The following is an 18,469-nucleotide window of genomic DNA, read 5'->3' on the forward strand; positions in this document are numbered from 1 at the left end:
GGGAGGAAGCGACGCGCGGCATGGACGCGGACCGCTGGCATATAGCAAGGGGTGTATCCCCCAACAAGCCAAGGCGCGCCGAAACGCCCGGCCGCGCGCGCGAAACCGCGGCGGATCGGGGTTGCATCGGCAGGGCCGTTTTGCTATAGACCGCGCTCGTTTAGCAGGAAACCCGGCCATGAAGACTGACATTCACCCCGATTACCACGAGATCAACGTCGTCATGACCGACGGCACCTCGTTCAAGACCCGTTCGACCATGGGCAAGCCGGGCGACACGCTGCGCCTCGACATCGACCCGAAGTCGCACCCGGCCTGGACCGGCGTCCAGAAGCTGCTGGACACCGGCGGGCAGATCGCCAAGTTCAACAAGCGCTTCGCCGGTTTCGGCCTCAAGAAGTAAGCTTGTTCGACGCACACGAAAAGGGCGCCCGAATCCGTCGGGCGCCCTTTTCGTGTTCGAGCCGCCTGTCCAAGCCGGAGGCGGTTCAGCCGACCGCGGCCTCCGCCTCGGCGGCCCGCTGCACGTCGGCGCGCAGCATGCTGTCCAGGCGGTCGATCCGCATGTAGAGATTGTGGCTGCGTTCCAGCAGGCTGCGCAGCCCGGCCGGCAGCTCCTCGTTCTCCGGGCCGGACGGGTCGGAGCAGATCTCGCCGCCGGTCAGCGAGAAATCGCCGCCCGCCGCCTGCTCCCGCGTGATTTCCCCGGCGTGCACGGCCTTCTGCGCCAGCAGCCACGCCATCACCTGGGTCAGCCGGCTGGTCACCCGCATCGACTCGTAGGAAATCTGCAACCGCACCTGGGGCGACAGCTTCCGATGCTCCGACACATCGTAATAGGCGATGTAGTTCCGGGCCTCGATCAGAAGCGCCATGGTCTCGTCGTACGGACCATTGAAGAAGAAGGTGTGCGAAACCATCACAGCCGTACCCCTCCTGCGGACGCCCGGCTCACGCGCGAGCCTCGCCGCGACTGTTTAAGAATGGGTGGGCAACCGACGCCTCACAACCCCGCCCACATCCCCGGACGGACCGTTCGGCATTTTTCGCCCCCCTCTTGAACCCCAAAAGCGGGATCCTATCTCTCGCTCATCGGCGGGCGCCCATACGGGGTCCACCGTATTTCGCAACGGGACCCGACCATTTTGGTGGTTCCCACACGCTGTATCGCTCTTTCGGAGGATATGTCATGCGCAGCTACGACCTTTCGCCGCTGTTCCGTTCCACCGTCGGTTTCGACCGCCTGTCGCGTCTTCTGGAGACCGCGACCACCGGCGACGAGGCCGCCGCGTCCTACCCGCCCTACAACATCGAGAAGATGGGCGAGGATTCGTACCGGATCACGATGGCCGTCGCCGGTTTCGGCCTGGACGACCTCACCATCACCGCCCACCAGAACTCGTTGACCGTTACTGGGAAAGCTAAGAAGGAGGAGGCGGCCGGCCAATTCCTCTACCGGGGTATCGCCGGGCGCGCGTTCGAGCGCCGCTTCCAGCTCGCCGACTTCATCAAAGTGTCGAGCGCGTCGCTTCTGAACGGCCTCCTGCACATCGAGCTGGCGCGCGAGGTACCCGAAACGATGAAGCCGCGCACCATCCGCATCGACACGGCCCAGGCCGCGCCGGCCCGGATCGAGGCGAACGAGGCGGCTCCGGCGCTGACCCAGCAGGCGGCGTAACGCACGCTCACACGGTTTGCCGACACAGCAACGGCGCCCCGGATCACCGGGGCGCCGCTTTTTGCATTCGCAAGAACCAGCCGAACCGCGCTCACCCCCCGGCCAGCAGTTCCTCCAGCGTCATGATCCGCGAGGCCGGCAGACGGATGGTCGCGGTGCAGCCCTCGCCCGGACGGCTTTCGAGCGTCAGCGTGCCGCCATGCGCCTCGATCAGGCGCTGGCTCAGCGGCAACCCCAGCCCCAGCCCCTCGTAGCGCCGGGTCATCGACTGGTCGAGCTGGACGAAGGCCGCCAACGCCTTGGGAATATCGCCGGGCTCCAGCCCGATGCCATGGTCGCGCACCACCAGCTCCACCCCGCCATCCGCCGCGAGGCCGGCCGCCACCGTCACGACCCCGTCGGGATGGCTGAACTTGATGGCGTTGGACAGCAGGTTGCACAAGGCTTGGCGCAGGCGCCGCTCGTCGCCGCGGATCGGCGGCAGGTCGCCGTCGCAGCGCTGCTCCACCGCGACGGACACCCGCGCCGCCTGGAACTCCATCTGCGCCACCGTTTGGGCCACCAGGGCCGAAAGGTCGACCGGCCCCGCCGCCAGCACCAGCCCGCCGGCCTCGACCCGCGCCATGTCCAGGATGTCGTCGATGATCGCCAGCAGCTGTTCGCCCGACTGGCGGATCGAGCTGGTGTATTCGATGCAGCGGTCGAGCGAGGCCGGATCGCGCAGCCGCATCTCCATCAGCTGCGCGAAGCCGATCACCGCGTTCAGCGGGGTGCGCAGCTCGTGGCTCATCGTCGCGACGAAGACCGACTTGGCACGGTCGGCCGCCTCCGCCGTCTCCTTGGCGGCGATGATCTCGGCCTCGATCCGGCGGCGCTCGGTCACGTCGCGGATGATGCCGGTGTAGAGGCGGCGGCCGTCGATCTCGCTGGCGCTGACCGACAGCTCGACCGGGAAGGGGGTGCCGTCGGCGCGCTGGACCGTGACGCAGCGCGCCCGCGCGATCACCGCCGTGGTCTGGCCGGGCGCGAAGGCGGCGCGCTGCCCATCCTCCTCCAGCAGATGCACCGCCGGCATCAGCGCGTCGAGCGGCCGCCACAGCATGTCGGCCGCCGGCACGCCGAACATCTCCTCCGCCGCCCGGTTGAAGCTGCGGACGATGCCGTTCTCGTCCATGGTCAGGATGGCGTCGGCGGCGGCGTCGAGGATGGCCTTGGTCCGCGCCTCCGATACCAGCAGGGCGTTGGCGGTGCGGACATACTCGCTGACGTCGGTGACGGTGCCGATGAAGCCGCTGCCGTCCCCCAGCCGGACCCGCTGGCAGAGGACCGGCATGTCGACCGCCGCGCGGGGGTCGTGGAAGCGGAAATCCAGAAGAAGCGTCGCAAGCGCCCCGCCCCCTTCCCCCCCCTCGGCCCCCTGCCCGGTCAGGCCGCGCCGCCAGTCGGCCTCGACCAGCGCCCGGTCGTCGGAATGGACGGCGGACAGCCAGCCGTCGCCCAGCACGCCGTTTGGCGTCAGGCCGGTGATGGAGACGAAGCGGGCGTTGGCGAAGACGATGCCGCCGGCCGCGTCGGTCTGGAAGATGCCGACCGGGGCCGACTCCGCCAAGGTCTGGTAGCGGGCCTCGCTGGCGCGCAGCCGGTCTGCGGTCTCGAGCTGCTCGGTGACGTCGCGGACGTTGAGCACCAGACCACGGATCGCCGGCTCGTCGAGCTGGTTGTAGCCGACGGCCTCGACCCACAGCCAGCGGCCGTCGGCGTGGCGGAAACGGAAGACGGCGCTGCCGGAGCTGCCGGCCGGCCCTTCCAGCCGCGCCGTCATCCGGCGCAGCACCTCGGCCCGGTCGTCGGGATGGGCGTGATCGATCAGGGAGGTGCCGACCAGCCGGTCCGCCGGATAGCCGAGCACCCGCATCGCCGCATCGCTGGCGTAGAGCACGACCCCGGCGGGCGACACCACGGCCGCCACGTCACGGGCGTTGCGCATCAGGGCGCGAACCGATTGCTCGTTGACTTGCACGACACGCACTCCGGGTTGGCAACGTCTGGAAGCCCCGCCCTGCCCGGCGCCGCACCGCCGTCCCGATGGTCCGGAACGGCCCCGGGAGAGCCATGTCCAGACTAACCCGGCAAAGATTAACGGTTTATGTCACCGCTGACATTCCCGCTCACGGAAAAAACGGTCACCCCCGCCGCAACCCGAGGAAAGGTGTCAGCGCGTCGATCGTCGCATCGGGTGCTTCGGTCATCACCATGTGACCTACGGCCGGAATGGTGACGACTTGTGACGACTTGACGCGGGAAGCCAGTGACCGGCCGGCCTTGGCCGGCGTCATGCGGTCGAGGGCGCCCAACAGGAACAGAGACGGGCAGGACAGCCGCTCCGCCGCCTCCGAACCCTGCACGTAAGCATTGCAGGCGGCGAGATCGACGCCGAGCACGCCGGGGGTCACGCTCCCCATCAGGCGGCGGCTTCCGGGGATCAGCGCCAGACCCGGCGTCGGGTTGCCGCCGGTGTGGCCGCGCGGGCCATGGCCCCAGCCGATCACCAGCTCGACCGCCGACGGCTCCCCGGCGGAGGCCGCCGCCAGCAGGTCGGGATGGACCGGCATGCGCTCGGCGACGCCGAGCAGGGCGACCGACTCGACCCGGTCGGCGTGGCGGGCGGCGGCGTCGAGCGCCACCAGGGCGCCCATCGAATGGCCGACCAGCGCCGCCTTCGACACCCCGGCGGCGTCGAGCAGGGCCGGCAGCCAGTCGGCCAGTTCGGCGATGCCGCCCAGCGCCTCGCCGCCGGACCGGCCATGGCCCGGCAGATCGACCGCCAGCACCGAGCGCCCGTGATGGGCGAGGAAGCGGCTTTGCAGGCTCCACACCGTGTGGTCCATGCCGGCGCCGTGGATCAGCACCACCGCCGGGCGCGCCGGATCGAAGGAACGCCCGCCGGTGTGGGCGAAGACGGAATGTCCGTTGACGGTCAGCTCCATGGTCCGGCTCAGCCCTTGGTGGCGGCGCGCAGCGCCTGTTTCAGGTCGTCGATCAGGTCGTCGCAATCCTCCAGCCCGATGGACATGCGGATCATGTCCTCGCCGACGCCCGACGCCGCGAGCGCCGCCGCGTCGAGCTGGGCGTGGGTGGTGCTGGCCGGGTGGATGACCAGCGACTTGGCGTCGCCGACATTGGCGAGGTGGGAGAAGAGCGTCAGCGCCTCGATGAAGCGCCGCCCGGCCTCGCGCCCGCCCCCGGAGCCATGGCCGCGGATGCCGAAGGCGATCATCGAGCCGGCCCCCTTGGGCAGCAGCCGTGCCGCGAGCGCGTGGTCGGGGTGATCGACCAGCTCCGGGTAGGACACCCAGGCGACGGAGCCCTTCTCCGAAGCCAGCTCCGTCTCCAGGAAGCCGACCACCTTGCGGGCGTTGTGGATGTGGCCCTTCATGCGCAGCGGCAGCGTCTCGACGCCCTGGAGGATCTGGAAGGCGTTCATCGGGCTGAGGCAGGCGCCGAAATCGCGCAAGCCTTCGGCGCGGGCCCGCATGACGAAGGCGGACGGGCCGTATTCCTCGGCGAAGTCGATGCCGTGATAGCCGGCGTAGGGCTCGGTCAGGGTCGGGAACTTGCCCGACGCCTCCCAGTCGAAGGTGCCGCCGTCGACGATCACGCCGCCGATGGCGACGCCATGGCCGCCCAGCCACTTGGTGCAGGAATGCATGACCAGATCGGCGCCATGCTTCAGGGGCTGGCAGAGATAGGGGGTGGTGAAGGTCGAATCGATCAGCAGCGGCACCCCGGCATCGTGCGCGATGGCGGCGACGGCCGGGACGTCCAGCACCTCCAGCCCCGGGTTGCCCAGCACCTCGCCGAAGACCAGCCGGGTCTCCGGGCGGATCGCCGCGCGGATGCCGTCGAGATCGCGCGGACTGACGAAGGTGGTGGTGATGCCGAAGCGCGGCAGCGTGTAGGCCAGCAGGTTGCGGCTGCCGCCGTAGATCGAGGAGGAGGCGACGATGTGCCCGCCCGCGTCCATCAGCGTCATGATGGCGAGCGTGAGCGCCGCCTGGCCGCTCGCCGTGCAGACGGCGCCGACCCCGCCCTCCAGCGTCGCCAGCCGCTCCTCCAGCACCGCGACGGTGGGGTTGGAGATGCGCGAGTAGATGTGGCCGGGCCGCTCCAGGTTGAACAGGGCGGCGGCGTGATCGACGTCCTGGAAGACGTAGGAGGTGGTCAGATGGATCGGCACCGCCCGTGCCCCGGTGGCGGGATCGGGCCGTTGTCCGGCGTGCAGGCTCTGCGTGTCGAATTTCAGGAACTTGGCGTCGGCCATGCTCGCTCCCCTCCCCTTCGTCGATTGGGCCAAACAAATGAGGGCCGCTTGCGATGAGCGGCCCTCTTCTTGTTTGCCTGCCCTGTTCAACCCGCTTTGGACGGTGTTGACGGTGCGGGAGCGTATGGAGACATGACGCGCGCGTCAAGCGAAGCGAGCGGCGCGGCGGCCGGAGACGCGTCAGGAGGGCTGCCCCACCCCCGCGTCGATCCCGACCATCGTCTCCTCGACCAGCCAGTCGACGACGCTCTGCAAGGCCTCGGCCTCGGTGGCGCCGGCCTCCAGGGCGGCGCGGTAGGTGGCGATCTGCCGATGGGCGCTGGTGCCGCGCGCCAGGATGTCCCGCGCCCGCCCGACCTCGGCGACGCAGCCGAAATGCTCGGCATCCTCGCGGGTCAGGTCGATGATCTCCTCCAGCAGGTCGGGGTACGGCACGATGCGTCCCTGGCCGAAATCGACCAGCCCGCTGTCGAGCCCGTAGCGCTGCGCCCGCCAGCGGTTCTCCTCGATCAGCATGTTCTTGTAGGGCCGCCACGTCGCGTTGCGCAGCTTCAGCCGCCACAGCATGCGCAGCAGGCAGCGGTAGAGCGCCGCCACCGTCACCGCGTCGTCCAGCCGGGTGCAGATGTCGGTGATCCGCATCTCCAGCGTCGGAAAGCGCGACGAGGGCCGGATGTCCCACCACAGCTTGCTGGCGTCCTCGATGACCCCGGCGTTCACCAGCGCCGCGACGTGGCTCTGGTACTCGCCGTAGCTCTGGAAGCCGGCCGGCATGCCGGTGCGCGGCAGTTCGTGCCACACCGACAGCCGGTAGGAGCGCCGCTCCATGTCGCGCCCGCGCCAGAAGGGGGAGGAGGTCGACAGCGCCAGCAGATGCGGCAGGAAGTAGCGGACCTGGTTCATCAGGTCGACGCGCAGGTCGTCGTCCTCGATGCCGATGTGGACGTGCATGCCGCAGATCATCAGCCGCCGCGCCGGGGCGCCGAGGTCGCGCGCCAGCATGTTGTAGCGGTCGCGGTTGGTGTGCTTCTGCGGCTCCCAGGCGGCGAAGGGGTGGGTCGAGGCGGCGATCGGCGCCAGACCATGCCGGCCGGCCACCCCGGCCACCGTGGCGCGCAGCGCCGCCAGTTCGGACCGTGCCTCCGCCAGGGTGGCGCAGACCGGGGTGCCGACCTCGATCTGGCAGCGCAGGAATTCGGGATGGATGCGGCCGGGGGCCTGCTCCTGGCAGGCTTCCAGCATCTCGTCCGGCGGGCTGGGCACGATGTCGCGCGTGCGCCGGTCGACCAGCAGATACTCTTCTTCCAGCCCCAGGGTGAAGGACGGTTCCATCTGGTCAGGCCCGCGGGTAATGACGGATCGAGGCGAGGGACGGCAGCGACAGCAGCGGCTCCAGCGCGTCGCCGAGGATCCGCGCCCACAGATCGACGCCCTCCGGGGTGGCGATCAGATCCTGCCGCACCTCCAGCAGCGCGTTGGGGTAGCCGGCCGGGGTCGCGTGCGTCTCCACCGTTCCGCCCAGCGTGCCGCGGCCGGAATAGGGCTCGTTGTCGCCGACCACCCAGCGCCCGTCGGCGCGCAGGGCCTCGAGCAGCGGCAGCGGCAGGCGCGGGTCGCGGTCCCACAGCACGCCGATGTGCCAGGGCCGGGCGACGCCGCGCATCGCCGGCGTGAAGCTGTGGACCGACAGCAGCACCGGCACCTGCCCGCGCTCCCGGATCGTCGACACGGCGGCGGCCACGGCGTCGTGGTAGGGCCGGAAGATGGCGTCGATCCGCCGGGCCTGCGCCGCGGCGTCGAGCGCGCGGTTGCCGGGGATCACCACGTCGTCGCTGACCACCGGAATCGCGGTGGCGTCCTCCAGATGCCGGTTGGGATCAACGACCAGCCGCGAATAGCCCGACAGCACCGCCATCGCCGCAAAGCGCTCCGCCAGCCGCCGGGTCAGTTCCGCCGCGCCGATGTCGTAGGCGATGTGGCGGCAGAGCTGTTCCTCCGGCAGCCCGAGATCGCCGAGCGCCCGCGGAATGGCGCGCGAGGCGTGGTCGCAGACCAGCAGGAGCGGCCCGCGCGCGTCGGCGTTGAGCACGGTCGCCGGCGGCGGATCGCCGGGACCGAGCAGCGGCGGCGGCGGCGCGGCGCGCGGCGGGGTCGGCGCCGTCACCGGATGGGCGTGGGCGGCGGGGCCAGGGGTGGTGCCGGGGCTGGCGGGATCCTGCCCGGCCTCGGCCCCGTGAGGGAAGGAGGAAGCCATGCCCCAGCCTAGCGCAACCCGCAACGGGAGCGGAAGCGCGGGCAAAGGTGGTAGGCCGGACGGCGAGCTGCTACTGTCGTCCCACACCTTCGGGAGTCCTCCCTCGATGCGCCGCCTGCTGCTTCTGTGCCTTGGTCTTCTGGCGCTGCTCACCGCCTGCGGCCCCATCTACGACACCCAGTACAGCCTGATCCCGCCGACCTCGATCGAGGGGCGGAACTGCGTCAGCCAGTGCCAGCAGAACCGCAGCATCTGCCGCCAGACCTGCACCATCGGCCAGCAGTCCTGCCTGAACGAGGCCCGTTCCCGCGCCCTCTACGAATACCAAGCTTATGTGGAGCGGCAGACGGCGGAAAAGAAACCGATCAAGCGGAGCATCAGCAGCTTCGAGAACACCTACGCCTGCGGCGCCAACAGTTGCGAGCAGCGGTGCGACGCCGACTACCGCGATTGCTTCGGCAGCGTCTGCGGCGGTCAGGTGATCGCCCAAAAGGTCTGCACCGCCTTCTGCGACCAGCCGCCGGCCGCCACCGCCCCGGCGCTCGCCGCCGCGCCGCCCGCCGCCATGACCGGCGGCCCGATGTCGGTGCCGGCCGCCCCGGACGACCGGTCGCTCTGCCGCCGCGGCATGCGGGTCGAGGTGCAGTGGAAGGGAGACTGGTACCCGGCGACGGTCAAGGGCCCCCTCCGCGGCGACGGCCGATGCCCCATCCATTACGACGAGTACGGCAGCGAGGACGACGAGGCCGTGTCGCTCCAGCGCATCCGGCCGCGCTGACGCCGCGGCCGTCGAACCCGCTGGAGACCTCCCTCCGGCCGATGCCCGAACGATCCACCGGGCATGCCGACGGCCCGTACGGCGGCCCTCGGATCCCGGCGAATCGGCGACCGAGGTCTTCCGGTTCAACGGTTGACCCCGCCCCTGCGGACCGCTACGGGTACCGTCTCCGGCTTATGAAGTAGAGGGATGATTCCGTGCCCGGCACCGACGACAGCGCTCACGTCCCCTCCTCCTCGCAGCGCATTTCGGAATGGGTGGCGCAGCAGCTTCTCGACCGCATCGCGCGCGGCGAGCTGGTGCCGGGCGAGCGCCTGCCCGGCGAGCGCCAACTGGCCGAGCAGCTCCATGTCAGCCGCGTCTCGGTGCGCGCGGCACTGCAAAAGCTGAAGACGCAGGGCTTCCTGACCGCCGTCCAGGGCGGCGGCACGCGGGTGGTCTCGTCGGCCGGTGTGATGGACGGTGCGCTGACCACCATGGTGCGCAGCAAGCACGACAATCTCTGCGACCTCGTCGAGATGCGGATGGCGCTGGAAAGCTGGGCCGCGCGCCGCGCCGCCGAGCGCGCGACGCCGGAGCAGATCGCCAACATCGGCCGCATCCTGGCGGCGATGGGCGAGACCGGCGGCGACGGCGGCCGCGCCGCCGACGACATGGACTTCCACCTCGCGGTCGCCCAGGCATCGGGCAGCCCGGTCTATCTGCACCTGCTCTCCACCATCCGCGACATCCTCGGCAACATGGTCGAGCTGAACCACACCGAGCCCTACATGGAGAACCACGAGGCGCTGATGATCGACCATCACCGCGCCATCCACGACGCCATCGCCCGCCGCGACGCCGAGGCCGCGGCGGCGGCCGTCACCGCCCATCTCGGCTGGGTGCTCGCCCGCTACCACGCGATGACCGGCGGCCCGGGGGCCGACAATCTCCCGGCACCCGGCGCCGGCTGATCCGCCGGCATCCGGGCCGGCCGGCGCGGCGTTCCCGCAAACGAAAAGGCCGCAGCCCCGGCAGGGGACTGCGGCCTTTCCTATGACCAGACGGGCGATCGACCGGACCGGCCATCCGCCCCGTCAGGGGGCGAGGATCGCCTCGATCTGTCGCGTCACCTCGTCGATGTCGGCCATGCCGTCCACCGTCTTCAGCACGCCCCGCTCCTGGTAATAGGGCAGGATGGGCGCGGTCTGCTGGTGATACTGCCCGAGCCGGGTCGTCACCGTCTCGGCGTTGTCGTCGGCACGGCGCTTGAACTCGGTGCCGCCGCAGCTGTCGCAGACGCCCGCCACCTTCGGCTTCTCGAAGACGTCGTGATAGCCCTTGCCGCACTTGGCGCAGGTGTAGCGGCCGGTGACGCGCTCGACCAGGACCGCGTCGACGACGCGCATCTCGATCACATGGTCGAGCTTCAGCCCCTTCTCCGCCAGCATGGCGTCGAGCGCCTCGGCCTGGGCCACGGTGCGCGGGAAACCGTCGAGGATGAAACCGTTGGTGACGTCCGGCTTGGAAATCCGCTCGCCGATCATGCTGACCATCAGGTCGTCCGGCATCAGCTTGCCGGCCGACATGATCTCCTTGGCCTGCTGGCCGAGCGGCCCACCCTCCGCGACCATCGCGCGGAGCATGTCGCCGGTCGACAACTGGATCAGTCCGCGGCTGTCCTCCAGACGGCGCGCCTGGGTCCCCTTCCCGGCGCCCGGCGGACCGAGCAGTATCAGGTTCATTACTTTCTCCCCCGAAGCTTCGATTTCTTGATCAGACCCTCATACTGGTGCGCCAGCAGGTGGGAATGAATCTGCGCAACCGTGTCCATCGTGACCGTGACCACGATCAGCAGGCTGGTGCCGCCAAAATAGAACGGAACGGAGTGCTGGGAAATCAAGATTTCGGGCAGGAGACAAACCGCCACAAGGTAGGCCGAACCGATCACCGTCAGGCGCGTCAGCACGTAGTCGATGTGGTCGGCGGTGTTCTTGCCAGGGCGGATGCCGGGGATGAAGCCGCCATACTTGCGCAGGTTGTCGGCCGTCTCGCCTGGATTGAACACGATGGCCGTGTAGAAGAAGCAGAAAAACACGATCATCGCGGCGTAGAGCGCCATGTAGAGCGGCGTGCCATGCGCCAGATAGCGCGACACCGCCTGGAGCCATTCCGGCCCCTCGCCACCGGCGAAGCCGACCGCGGTCAGCGGCAGCAGCAGCAGCGACGACGCGAAGATCGGCGGGATGACGCCGGCCGTGTTCAGCTTCAGCGGCAGATGCGAAGCCTCGCCACCGAACACCCGGTTGCCGACCTGACGCTTGGGGTATTGCACCAGCAGACGGCGCTGGGCCCGCTCCATGAAGACGATGAAGAACACCACGCCCACCGCCATCAGCAGCATGATGATGATGAAGATCGTCGACAGCGCGCCCTGGCGGCCGAGCTCAAGCGTGTTCACCAGCGCGCGCGGCAGTTCCGCGACGATGCCGGCGAAGATGATCAGCGAGATGCCGTTGCCGATGCCGCGCGCGGTGATCTGCTCGCCCAGCCACATCAGGAACATGGTGCCGCCGACCAGCGTGATGACGGTGGCGATGCGGAAGAACAGGCCGGGATCGAGGACCGCCGCGCCGGAGGAGCCGCGCATCGCCTCGATGCCGACCGCCAGCCCGTAAGCCTGCACCGTGGCGAGCGCCACCGTGCCGAAGCGGGTGTACTGGTTCAGCTTCTTGCGCCCGGACTCACCTTCCTTCTTCATCGCCTCGAGCTGCGGCGACACGGCGGTCAGCAGCTGCACGATGATGGAGGCCGAGATGTAGGGCATGATGTTGAGCGCGAAGATGGTCATGCGGCTCAGCGCGCCACCCGCCAGCATGTCGAACATGCCGAGGATGCCGCCGCCCTGCTGCTTGAACACATCCTGCAAAACCTGCGGGTCGATGCCCGGAATCGGGATGTAGGTGCCCAGCCGGTAGACGATCAGGGCCGCCAAGGTGAACCAAATCCGCTTTTTCAGCTCGGTCGCCTTGGAGAACGCCCCGAAATTGATGTTGGCGGCAAGCTGCTCGGCCGCTGATGCCATGGTGCGATCCCTGTCCCGTGTGTGCGAGCCCATACGTGCAAAGAGGCGGCACTGCATGACGCAGGCCGCCCCTCGCGACTTCGCTTCTTTTAGTGCCGCCCGGGCCGCCGCGCAAGAGCGGTAGCCCGGCCGGGCACCTTACTCGGCGGCTTCGTCGGCGGCGGGCGCGGGCAGCGTGACGCTGCCACCCGCCTTCTCGACCGCTTCGATGGCCGACTTGGACGCGCCGGCGACGACGAAGGCAACCTTCGTGGTCAGCGCGCCCTTGCCGAGCAGACGGACACCGTCCTTCTTCACCCGGCCGGTGACACCGGCGGCCTGGAGGGCCGCGGCGTCAACGGTCTCGCCGGCGTTCAGCTTGCCGGCGTCGATGGCCTTCTGGACCAGGCCCAGATTCACCACCGAATATTCCTTGGCGAAGATGTTCCGGAAGCCGCGCTTCGGCAGGCGGCGGTGCAGAGGCATCTGCCCGCCTTCGAAGCCGTTGATCGCGACGCCGGTGCGCGAGGTCTGACCCTTCACGCCGCGGCCCGCGGTCTTGCCCTTGCCGGAGCCGATGCCGCGACCGACGCGCATGCGCGCCTTGCGGGCACCGGCGTTGTCACGCAGATCGTTGAGCTTGGTCATGGCATCAGCCCTCGTTCTCGACGCGGACCAGGTGCGCGACCTTGGCGATCATGCCCCGCACGGCCGGAGTGTCCTCCAGCTCGCGGGTCCGGTGCAGCTTGTTGAGACCCAGGCCGACCAGCGTCTCGCGCTGGTCGTGCTTGCGCCCGATCGGGCTGCCGGTCTGGGTGACGACGACGGTCTTCTTCTCGGTCATGATCAGGCCTCCTGACCGGCGCCCGCCTCGCGACGGCCGAGGATGTCGCTCACACGACGACCACGGCGCGCCGCGACGGAACGCGGGCTGGTGACCTGGGTCAGGGCGTCGAAGGTCGCCTTGATCATGTTGTGCGGGTTCGACGTGCCGATCGACTTGGTCACGACGTCCTGGACGCCGAGAGCCTCGAAGATCGCGCGCATCGGACCGCCGGCGATGATGCCGGTACCCGCCGGGGCGGCGCGCAGCACGACCTTGCCGGCACCGAAGTGGCCGTTGGAGTCGTGGTGCAGGGTGCGGCCTTCGCGCAGCGGAACGCGGATCATGCCGCGCTTCGCCTGGTCGGTCGCCTTGCGGATCGCTTCCGGCACTTCACGGGCCTTGCCCGATCCGACGCCGACGCGGCCCTTGCCGTCACCAACCACGACCAGAGCGGCGAAGCCGAAGCGACGGCCACCCTTCACCACCTTGGCGACGCGGTTGATCCCGACGAGCTTTTCGATCAGCTCGCTTTCTTCCCGCTCGCGCGGCTGACGGTCACGGTTGTCCCGACCGCCTTGTTCACGTGCCATATCCGGGGCTCCTTAGAACGACAGCCCGCCCTCGCGGGCGGCGTCGGCCAGGGCCTTGACCCGGCCATGGTAGATGTAGCCGCCGCGGTCGAAGACGACCTCGGAGACGCCCGCCGCCTTCGCGCGCTCGGCGATCAGGCCGCCGATGCGCTTGGCCGCCTCGACGTTGCCGCCGTGCTTGAGCTGCTCGCGCAGTTCCTTCTCGGCCGACGAGGCCGACGCCAGCGTGCGACCGCTGGCATCGTCGATGAGCTGGGCGTAGATGTGCAGATTCGACCGGAAGACCGAGAGGCGAACGCGCCCGCCGGCCTTCTTGGCAATCTGCGTGCGAACGCGCTGCTTGCGACGCTCGTTGAGTTGCTTTGGCTTCAGCATGGCGGTTACTTCTTCTTGCCTTCCTTGCGCAGGACGGTCTCGGTCTCGTACTTGATGCCCTTGCCCTTGTAGGGCTCGGGCTTCTTCCAACCACGGATCTCCGCGGCGACCTGACCGACCTTGTGCTTGTCGTAGCCCGACACCGAGATCGCGGTCGGCTTGTCGCACTTGATGGCGATGCCTTCCGGGATCGGGTACTTCACGTCGTGTGAGAAGCCGAGCTGCATGACCAGCTCCTTGCCCTGCACGGACGCGCGGTAACCGACGCCGTTGATCTCGAGGTTGATCGTGTAGCCCTGGCTGACACCGGTGACCATGTTGTTGATCAGGGTGCGCGAGGTGGCCCACATGGTGCGGGCCCGCTTGCTGTCGTTTGCCGGCTTCACCACGACCTTGCCGTCTTCCAGCGAGGCCGAGATGTCGTCGATCAGGGTCAGGCTGAGCGAACCCAGCTTGCCCTTGGCCGTCACCAGCTGGCCGTTGACGCTCACGTCAACGCCGGCCGGGACCGCCACAGGATGCTTGCCAATGCGCGACATCGCGAATCCCCCTTAGAACACGCGGCAGAGGACTTCGCCGCCGACGTTGGCGGCGCGGGCCTCGTTGTCCGACATCACGCCGCGCGGAGTCGACAGGATCGACAGACCGAGCCCGTTGAACACGCGGGGCAGGTCGGCGATCTTCGAATAGACGCGGCGGCCGGGCTTCGACACGCGGGCGATCTGCTTAATGACAGGCTCGCCTTCGTGATACTTCAGCTCGATCTTCAGGTTCTTCACGCCGGGGCGCAGCTCTTCCTCGGAATAACCGCGGATGAACCCCTCGCGCTTCAGCACTTCGAGAACATTGGTGCGCAGCTTGGACGCCGGGGACACCACAACGGACATGCGGGCGTGCTGACCGTTGCGGATGCGGGTCAGCATATCGCCGAGCGGATCGCTCAAAGACATTCCTCGACCCTCCTTACCAGCTAGACTTGGTCATGCCCGGGATCTGGCCGGTCGAGGCCAGTTCGCGGAGCATGACGCGGCACAGCTTGAACTTCCGGTAGAACGCGCGCGGGCGGCCGGTGAGTTCGCAGCGGTTGCGCAGACGCGTCTTCGACGAGTTGCGCGGCAGTTCGGCCAGCTTGAGGCGGGCGGCGAACTGCTCTTCCGGCGGGAGGGTCTTGTCGCTGGCGATGGCCTTCAGCTTGGCACGCTTGTTGGCGTACTGCTTGGCCAGCTGGGCGCGACGCTTGTTCTTTTCGATGGAACTGGTCTTAGCCATGGTCGTGCTCCAGCCTCAGCTCACGAACGGCATGTCGAAGGCCTTGAGGAGAGCCTTGGCCTCCTTGTCGGTCTTCGCCGAGGTGACGATGATGATGTCCATTCCGCGGATCTGATCGATCTTGTCGTAATCGATTTCCGGGAAAATGATCTGCTCCTTGACGCCCATGGCGTAGTTGCCACGGCCATCGAAGCTGTTGCCGGGAATGCCGCGGAAGTCGCGGACACGCGGCAGAGCGATCGTCACCAGACGGTCCAGGAACTCGTACATGCGGTCGCGGCGGAGCGTGACCTTGCAGCCGATCGCCATGCCCTCGCGCAGCTTGAACTGGGCGATGGACTTGCGGGACTTGGTCACCACCGGCTTCTGGCCGGCGATGGCGGTCATCTCGGCGACGGCCAGCTGGATCTTCTTGGAGTCGGCGACAGCCTCGCCGACACCCATGTTGATCACGATCTTCTCGATCCGCGGGATCTCCATGTCGTTCTTGTAGCCGAATTCCGACTTCAGAGCGGCGCGGATCTTGGAATCGTAAACTTCTTTGAGACGTGCGGTCATGCCCGGGTCCTCACAGGTCGATGACTTCGCCGGACCGCTTGGCGACACGCACCTTGCGGCCATCCTCAAGGACCTTGAAGCCGACGCGGGTCGGCTTCCCATCCTTGGGATCGGCATGGGCCAGGTTCGAGGCGTGGATCGGCGCCTCGAACTCGACGATACCGCCCTGCGAGCGGGCGCTGGGACGCTGGTGCTTCTTGACCAGGTTCACGCCCTGCACGACGACGCGGTCCTCCTTGGGGAGGACCTTGATCACTTCGCCGGTCTTGCCCTTGTCGCGGCCGGCCAGGACGACGACCTTGTCCTTGGTCTTGATCTTGGCAGCCATCACAGCACCTCCGGCGCCAGCGAGATGATCTTCATGAACTTCTTGCCGCGCAGCTCGCGAGTGACCGGCCCGAAGATACGGGTGCCGATCGGCTCGCCCTGCTTGTTGATCAGCACGGCGGCGTTCCGGTCGAAACGGATCGCCGAGCCGTCGTCACGGCGCAGTTCCTTGGCGGTGCGGACGATGACGGCGCGATGCACGTCGCCCTTCTTGACGCGGCCCTTCGGAATGGCTTCCTTGACCGAGACGACGATGACGTCGCCCACGGTCGCAACCTTCCGCTTGGACCCGCCAAGCACTTTGATGCACTGCACCCGGCGCGCCCCGCTGTTGTCGGCGACTTCCAGGTTGGTTTGCATCTGGATCATGGTTTATGACCTTTCGTTATCACGCGGCGCCGGTGTCGGCGGCCGCTTCGATCACGACCGTCCAACGCTTGCGCTTGGAGATCGGACGGCATTCGATGATCGAAACCGTATCGCCGACCTTGAACTGGTTGCCCTCGTCGTGGGCGGCGTACTTCTTCGACTGGCGAATGAACTTCTTGTACACGGGGTGCATGACGCGGCGCTCGACGAGAACCGTGACGGTCTTGTCGCCCTTGTCGCTGACCACCGTGCCCTGCATAACGCGGCGAGGCATTGAAATTACCCCCTTACTTGCCGGCGTCGGCGGCGCGGGCGCGCTCGCCGATGATGGTCTTGATGCGGGCGATGTCGCGACGCACCACGTTCACCCGTGCCGTGTTCTCCAGCTGGCCGGAAGCCTTCTGGAAACGCAGGTTGAACTGTTCCTTCTTGAGCTGGATGAGCTGATCGTTCAGCTCATCCGCGCTCTTCGTACGAATGTCTACGGCCTTCATGCCGCGCCCTCCTCGACACCGCCGAGGCGGGTCACCAGCTTGACCTTGATCGGCAGCTTCGCAGCCGCCAAAGCGAAGGCGGTTTTTGCCACATCCGCCGGCACGCCGTCCAGCTCAAACAGGATGCGGCCCGGCTTGACGCGCGCCGCCCAGTATTCCGGCGTGCCCTTACCGGAGCCCATGCGGACTTCGGCGGGCTTCGTCGACACCGGCAGGTCCGGGAACACCCGGATCCAGACGCGGCCCTGACGCTTCATCGCGCGGGTGATCGCGCGGCGGGCCGCCTCGATCTGGCGGGCGGTGATGCGCTCCGGCTCCAGGGCCTTCAGGCCGAAGGCGCCGAAGTTCAGGTCGGTGCCACCCTTGGCGTTGCCATGGATGCGGCCCTTGTGGGCCTTGCGGTATTTCGTGCGCTTGGGAGAAAGCATCGCTCGGCCCCTTTACTCGCGTTCGGAGCGCTCGGAGCGCTCGCGGCGGTCGCGACGATCATGACGATCGCGGCGCGGCTCGCCATCGGTCGACACCGGCTCGGAGCCCATGCGCTTGTCCTGCGCCATCGGGTCGTGAGCCATGATCTCGCCCTTGAACACCCACACCTTGACACCGCAGGTGCCGTAGGTGGTCTTGGCGGTGCCCACACCGTAATCGATGTCGGCGCGCAGGGTGTGCAGCGGAACGCGGCCCTCGCGGTACCACTCCATGCGGGCGATTTCCGCCCCGCCCAGACGGCCGGAGCAGTTGATCCGGATGCCCTGGGCGCCGAGGCGCATGGCGGACTGCACGGCGCGCTTCATGGCGCGACGGAAGGCCACGCGGCGCTCCAGCTGGCTGGCGATGTTCTCGGCGATGAGGCGGGCGTCGATCTCCGGCTTGCGGATCTCGACGATGTTCAGGCTCACCTCGCTGCCGGTCATCTTCGACAGCTCGAGACGGAGCTTCTCGATGTCCGCGCCCTTCTTGCCGATCACCACGCCCGGACGGGCCGAGTGGATGGTGATGCGGGCCTTCTTGGCCGGACGCTCGATGATGACGCGCGACACGCCGGCCTGCTGCAGGCGGCCCTGCAGGTAGCCGCGCAGCTTCAGGTCCTGGTGCAGCAGGTTGGAGTAGTCGCGCTTGGCGAACCACCGGCTGTCCCAGGTGCGGTTGATGCCGACGCGCAGCCCGATCGGATTGACTTTCTGACCCATTACTCGGCCCCTTCGGCAACGGCGGCGTCACGCTCGCGGACGATGATCGTCAGGTTGCTGAACAGCTTCTCGACCCGGGCGCCGCGGCCGCGGGCACGGGCGTGGAAGCGCTTCATCACCAGAGCGCGACCGACCGTCGCCGACGACACGTAGAGACGGTCGACGTCGAGCTGGTGGTTGTTCTCGGCGTTCGCGATCGCGGCCTGGAGGACCTTCTTCACCTCGCCGGCGATGCGGCGCTTGGAGAAGGTCAGCTCGGCCACGGCGCGGCTGGCGTCCATGTTCCGGATCAGCTGGGCGACGAGGTTGAGCTTCCGCGGGCTGGTGCGGATCATCGGATTGCGGGCCAGAGCCTCGTTCTCCTCGACCCGGCTGGGATTGGCAGACTTGCCCATGG

27 protein-coding genes are annotated in these 18,469 nt (G+C 68.3%); 4 read left to right on the top strand and 23 right to left on the bottom strand.

Going from position 1 to position 18,469, the window contains the following annotated elements; genetic code table 11:
• Positions 1-178: 178 nt before the first annotated feature.
• The gene (gene rpmE / locus J2847_RS06560; protein ID WP_085555105.1) at positions 179-403 is read left to right on the top strand and encodes a 50S ribosomal protein L31; all 225 of its coding nucleotides are present in this window, start codon (positions 179-181) and stop codon (positions 401-403) included.
• An 85-nt stretch (positions 404-488) separates the two neighbouring features.
• Here the strand turns inward: rpmE and J2847_RS06565 are convergent, their stop codons facing one another.
• Positions 489-920, bottom strand: a complete 432-nt coding sequence (locus J2847_RS06565; protein ID WP_209778556.1) for a DUF1465 family protein — start codon at positions 918-920, stop codon at positions 489-491.
• Between the two features lie 269 nt (positions 921-1,189).
• Between J2847_RS06565 and J2847_RS06570 the strand changes: the two genes are divergently transcribed.
• Complete coding sequence (locus J2847_RS06570) at positions 1,190-1,678, top strand: Hsp20 family protein (protein ID WP_209778106.1); 489 nt, start codon at positions 1,190-1,192, stop codon at positions 1,676-1,678.
• Between the two features lie 91 nt (positions 1,679-1,769).
• Here the strand turns inward: J2847_RS06570 and J2847_RS06575 are convergent, their stop codons facing one another.
• The 5 genes from J2847_RS06575 to J2847_RS06595 all read right to left on the bottom strand — a co-directional run bounded on the left by J2847_RS06575 (position 1,770) and on the right by J2847_RS06595 (position 8,253).
• Positions 1,770-3,698: a sensor histidine kinase gene (locus tag J2847_RS06575; protein ID WP_325169339.1), complete on the bottom strand. Its 1,929-nt coding sequence runs from the start codon at positions 3,696-3,698 to the stop codon at positions 1,770-1,772.
• Between the two features lie 163 nt (positions 3,699-3,861).
• Positions 3,862-4,665: an alpha/beta fold hydrolase gene (locus J2847_RS06580; RefSeq protein ID WP_209778108.1), complete on the bottom strand. Its 804-nt coding sequence runs from the start codon at positions 4,663-4,665 to the stop codon at positions 3,862-3,864.
• Positions 4,666-4,673: 8 nt separating this feature from the next.
• The gene (locus J2847_RS06585; protein WP_209778110.1) at positions 4,674-5,999 is read right to left on the bottom strand and encodes an O-acetylhomoserine aminocarboxypropyltransferase; all 1,326 of its coding nucleotides are present in this window, start codon (positions 5,997-5,999) and stop codon (positions 4,674-4,676) included.
• Between the two features lie 180 nt (positions 6,000-6,179).
• A complete protein-coding gene (locus tag J2847_RS06590; protein ID WP_209778111.1) occupies positions 6,180-7,331 on the bottom strand; it encodes a carboxylate-amine ligase in 1,152 nt (383 codons plus the stop codon).
• A 4-nt stretch (positions 7,332-7,335) separates the two neighbouring features.
• Positions 7,336-8,253 (bottom strand): N-formylglutamate amidohydrolase, encoded by a 918-nt coding sequence (locus J2847_RS06595; protein WP_209778113.1) that lies wholly within the window; start codon positions 8,251-8,253, stop codon positions 7,336-7,338.
• A gap of 106 nt (positions 8,254-8,359) precedes the next feature.
• Between J2847_RS06595 and J2847_RS06600 the strand changes: the two genes are divergently transcribed.
• Positions 8,360-9,031, top strand: a complete 672-nt coding sequence (locus J2847_RS06600) for an MBT domain-containing protein (RefSeq protein ID WP_209778114.1) — start codon at positions 8,360-8,362, stop codon at positions 9,029-9,031.
• A gap of 197 nt (positions 9,032-9,228) precedes the next feature.
• Positions 9,229-9,984: a FadR/GntR family transcriptional regulator gene (locus J2847_RS34785; RefSeq protein ID WP_209778116.1), complete on the top strand. Its 756-nt coding sequence runs from the start codon at positions 9,229-9,231 to the stop codon at positions 9,982-9,984.
• A gap of 123 nt (positions 9,985-10,107) precedes the next feature.
• On the opposite strand, the gene J2847_RS06610 is transcribed toward J2847_RS34785, so the two are convergent.
• The 17 genes from J2847_RS06610 to rplV form a co-directional block, all read right to left on the bottom strand.
• Positions 10,108-10,755 (bottom strand): adenylate kinase, encoded by a 648-nt coding sequence (locus J2847_RS06610; protein ID WP_085555115.1) that lies wholly within the window; start codon positions 10,753-10,755, stop codon positions 10,108-10,110.
• Positions 10,755-12,095: a preprotein translocase subunit SecY gene (secY, locus tag J2847_RS06615; RefSeq protein WP_209778117.1), complete on the bottom strand. Its 1,341-nt coding sequence runs from the start codon at positions 12,093-12,095 to the stop codon at positions 10,755-10,757. Before secY ends, J2847_RS06610 begins: the two co-directional genes overlap by 1 nt.
• A gap of 138 nt (positions 12,096-12,233) precedes the next feature.
• Entirely contained in the window at positions 12,234-12,722 is a 489-nt protein-coding gene (gene rplO / locus J2847_RS06620; RefSeq protein WP_085555117.1) for a 50S ribosomal protein L15, read from the bottom strand.
• 4 nt (positions 12,723-12,726) lie between these two features.
• On the bottom strand, positions 12,727-12,918 hold the full coding sequence (gene rpmD / locus J2847_RS06625; protein ID WP_209778119.1) for a 50S ribosomal protein L30: 192 nt from the start codon (positions 12,916-12,918) through the stop codon (positions 12,727-12,729).
• 2 nt (positions 12,919-12,920) lie between these two features.
• A complete protein-coding gene (gene rpsE, locus J2847_RS06630; RefSeq protein WP_085555119.1) occupies positions 12,921-13,490 on the bottom strand; it encodes a 30S ribosomal protein S5 in 570 nt (189 codons plus the stop codon).
• A gap of 12 nt (positions 13,491-13,502) precedes the next feature.
• Positions 13,503-13,865 (bottom strand): 50S ribosomal protein L18, encoded by a 363-nt coding sequence (rplR, locus tag J2847_RS06635; protein ID WP_209778120.1) that lies wholly within the window; start codon positions 13,863-13,865, stop codon positions 13,503-13,505.
• 5 nt (positions 13,866-13,870) lie between these two features.
• Positions 13,871-14,404, bottom strand: a complete 534-nt coding sequence (gene rplF, locus J2847_RS06640) for a 50S ribosomal protein L6 (RefSeq protein WP_085555121.1) — start codon at positions 14,402-14,404, stop codon at positions 13,871-13,873.
• Between the two features lie 12 nt (positions 14,405-14,416).
• Positions 14,417-14,815: a 30S ribosomal protein S8 gene (rpsH, locus tag J2847_RS06645; RefSeq protein ID WP_085555122.1), complete on the bottom strand. Its 399-nt coding sequence runs from the start codon at positions 14,813-14,815 to the stop codon at positions 14,417-14,419.
• Positions 14,816-14,828: 13 nt separating this feature from the next.
• A complete protein-coding gene (rpsN, locus tag J2847_RS06650) occupies positions 14,829-15,134 on the bottom strand; it encodes a 30S ribosomal protein S14 (RefSeq protein WP_085555123.1) in 306 nt (101 codons plus the stop codon).
• Between the two features lie 15 nt (positions 15,135-15,149).
• Entirely contained in the window at positions 15,150-15,692 is a 543-nt protein-coding gene (gene rplE / locus J2847_RS06655; protein ID WP_085555124.1) for a 50S ribosomal protein L5, read from the bottom strand.
• Positions 15,693-15,702: 10 nt separating this feature from the next.
• The gene (gene rplX, locus J2847_RS06660; protein WP_085555125.1) at positions 15,703-16,020 is read right to left on the bottom strand and encodes a 50S ribosomal protein L24; all 318 of its coding nucleotides are present in this window, start codon (positions 16,018-16,020) and stop codon (positions 15,703-15,705) included.
• A complete protein-coding gene (gene rplN / locus J2847_RS06665) occupies positions 16,020-16,388 on the bottom strand; it encodes a 50S ribosomal protein L14 (protein WP_085555126.1) in 369 nt (122 codons plus the stop codon). Before rplN ends, rplX begins: the two co-directional genes overlap by 1 nt.
• A 19-nt stretch (positions 16,389-16,407) precedes the next feature.
• Positions 16,408-16,662, bottom strand: a complete 255-nt coding sequence (gene rpsQ / locus J2847_RS06670) for a 30S ribosomal protein S17 (RefSeq protein ID WP_085555127.1) — start codon at positions 16,660-16,662, stop codon at positions 16,408-16,410.
• Between the two features lie 13 nt (positions 16,663-16,675).
• A complete protein-coding gene (gene rpmC, locus J2847_RS06675) occupies positions 16,676-16,882 on the bottom strand; it encodes a 50S ribosomal protein L29 (protein WP_085555128.1) in 207 nt (68 codons plus the stop codon).
• Positions 16,879-17,310 (bottom strand): 50S ribosomal protein L16, encoded by a 432-nt coding sequence (gene rplP, locus J2847_RS06680; RefSeq protein ID WP_085555129.1) that lies wholly within the window; start codon positions 17,308-17,310, stop codon positions 16,879-16,881. Before rplP ends, rpmC begins: the two co-directional genes overlap by 4 nt.
• 12 nt (positions 17,311-17,322) lie before the next feature.
• Positions 17,323-18,072 carry a 30S ribosomal protein S3 gene (gene rpsC / locus J2847_RS06685; RefSeq protein WP_085555130.1) on the bottom strand — a complete coding sequence of 250 codons (750 nt, stop codon included), beginning with the start codon at positions 18,070-18,072 and terminating at the stop codon, positions 17,323-17,325.
• Positions 18,072-18,467, bottom strand: a complete 396-nt coding sequence (gene rplV / locus J2847_RS06690) for a 50S ribosomal protein L22 (protein WP_085555131.1) — start codon at positions 18,465-18,467, stop codon at positions 18,072-18,074. The genes rpsC and rplV overlap by 1 nt, the downstream gene beginning before the upstream one ends.
• Positions 18,468-18,469 lie beyond the last annotated feature (2 nt).

It is taken from the genome of Azospirillum agricola (genome assembly GCF_017876095.1).
Classification (GTDB): domain Bacteria; phylum Pseudomonadota; class Alphaproteobacteria; order Azospirillales; family Azospirillaceae; genus Azospirillum; species Azospirillum agricola.

Bases quoted from the DNA above. Each gene is read 5' to 3' on its own strand.
- J2847_RS06580 (WP_209778108.1), bottom strand. From the start codon at position 4,665: ATGGAGCTGACCGTCAACGGACATTCCGTCTTCGCCCACACCGGCGGG.
- J2847_RS06595 (WP_209778113.1), bottom strand. From the start codon at position 8,253: ATGGCTTCCTCCTTCCCTCACGGGGCCGAGGCCGGGCAGGATCCCGCC.
- secY (WP_209778117.1), bottom strand. From the start codon at position 12,095: ATGGCATCAGCGGCCGAGCAGCTTGCCGCCAACATCAATTTCGGGGCG.
- rplV (WP_085555131.1), bottom strand. From the start codon at position 18,467: ATGGGCAAGTCTGCCAATCCCAGCCGGGTCGAGGAGAACGAGGCTCTG.
- rpmD (WP_209778119.1), bottom strand. From the start codon at position 12,918: ATGACCGAGAAGAAGACCGTCGTCGTCACCCAGACCGGCAGCCCGATC.
- rpsH (WP_085555122.1), bottom strand. From the start codon at position 14,815: ATGTCTTTGAGCGATCCGCTCGGCGATATGCTGACCCGCATCCGCAAC.
- rplN (WP_085555126.1), bottom strand. From the start codon at position 16,388: ATGATCCAGATGCAAACCAACCTGGAAGTCGCCGACAACAGCGGGGCG.
- rplF (WP_085555121.1), bottom strand. From the start codon at position 14,404: ATGTCGCGCATTGGCAAGCATCCTGTGGCGGTCCCGGCCGGCGTTGAC.
- rpsN (WP_085555123.1), bottom strand. From the start codon at position 15,134: ATGGCTAAGACCAGTTCCATCGAAAAGAACAAGCGTCGCGCCCAGCTG.
- rpmC (WP_085555128.1), bottom strand. From the start codon at position 16,882: ATGAAGGCCGTAGACATTCGTACGAAGAGCGCGGATGAGCTGAACGAT.
- rplP (WP_085555129.1), bottom strand. From the start codon at position 17,310: ATGCTTTCTCCCAAGCGCACGAAATACCGCAAGGCCCACAAGGGCCGC.
- rplX (WP_085555125.1), bottom strand. From the start codon at position 16,020: ATGGCTGCCAAGATCAAGACCAAGGACAAGGTCGTCGTCCTGGCCGGC.
- J2847_RS06610 (WP_085555115.1), bottom strand. From the start codon at position 10,755: ATGAACCTGATACTGCTCGGTCCGCCGGGCGCCGGGAAGGGGACCCAG.
- rplO (WP_085555117.1), bottom strand. From the start codon at position 12,722: ATGACCAAGCTCAACGATCTGCGTGACAACGCCGGTGCCCGCAAGGCG.
- rpmE (WP_085555105.1), top strand. From the start codon at position 179: ATGAAGACTGACATTCACCCCGATTACCACGAGATCAACGTCGTCATG.
- rplR (WP_209778120.1), bottom strand. From the start codon at position 13,865: ATGCTGAAGCCAAAGCAACTCAACGAGCGTCGCAAGCAGCGCGTTCGC.
- rpsC (WP_085555130.1), bottom strand. From the start codon at position 18,072: ATGGGTCAGAAAGTCAATCCGATCGGGCTGCGCGTCGGCATCAACCGC.
- J2847_RS06600 (WP_209778114.1), top strand. From the start codon at position 8,360: ATGCGCCGCCTGCTGCTTCTGTGCCTTGGTCTTCTGGCGCTGCTCACC.
- rplE (WP_085555124.1), bottom strand. From the start codon at position 15,692: ATGACCGCACGTCTCAAAGAAGTTTACGATTCCAAGATCCGCGCCGCT.
- J2847_RS06570 (WP_209778106.1), top strand. From the start codon at position 1,190: ATGCGCAGCTACGACCTTTCGCCGCTGTTCCGTTCCACCGTCGGTTTC.
- J2847_RS06585 (WP_209778110.1), bottom strand. From the start codon at position 5,999: ATGGCCGACGCCAAGTTCCTGAAATTCGACACGCAGAGCCTGCACGCC.
- J2847_RS06590 (WP_209778111.1), bottom strand. From the start codon at position 7,331: ATGGAACCGTCCTTCACCCTGGGGCTGGAAGAAGAGTATCTGCTGGTC.
- J2847_RS06565 (WP_209778556.1), bottom strand. From the start codon at position 920: ATGGTTTCGCACACCTTCTTCTTCAATGGTCCGTACGACGAGACCATG.
- rpsE (WP_085555119.1), bottom strand. From the start codon at position 13,490: ATGGCACGTGAACAAGGCGGTCGGGACAACCGTGACCGTCAGCCGCGC.
- rpsQ (WP_085555127.1), bottom strand. From the start codon at position 16,662: ATGCCTCGCCGCGTTATGCAGGGCACGGTGGTCAGCGACAAGGGCGAC.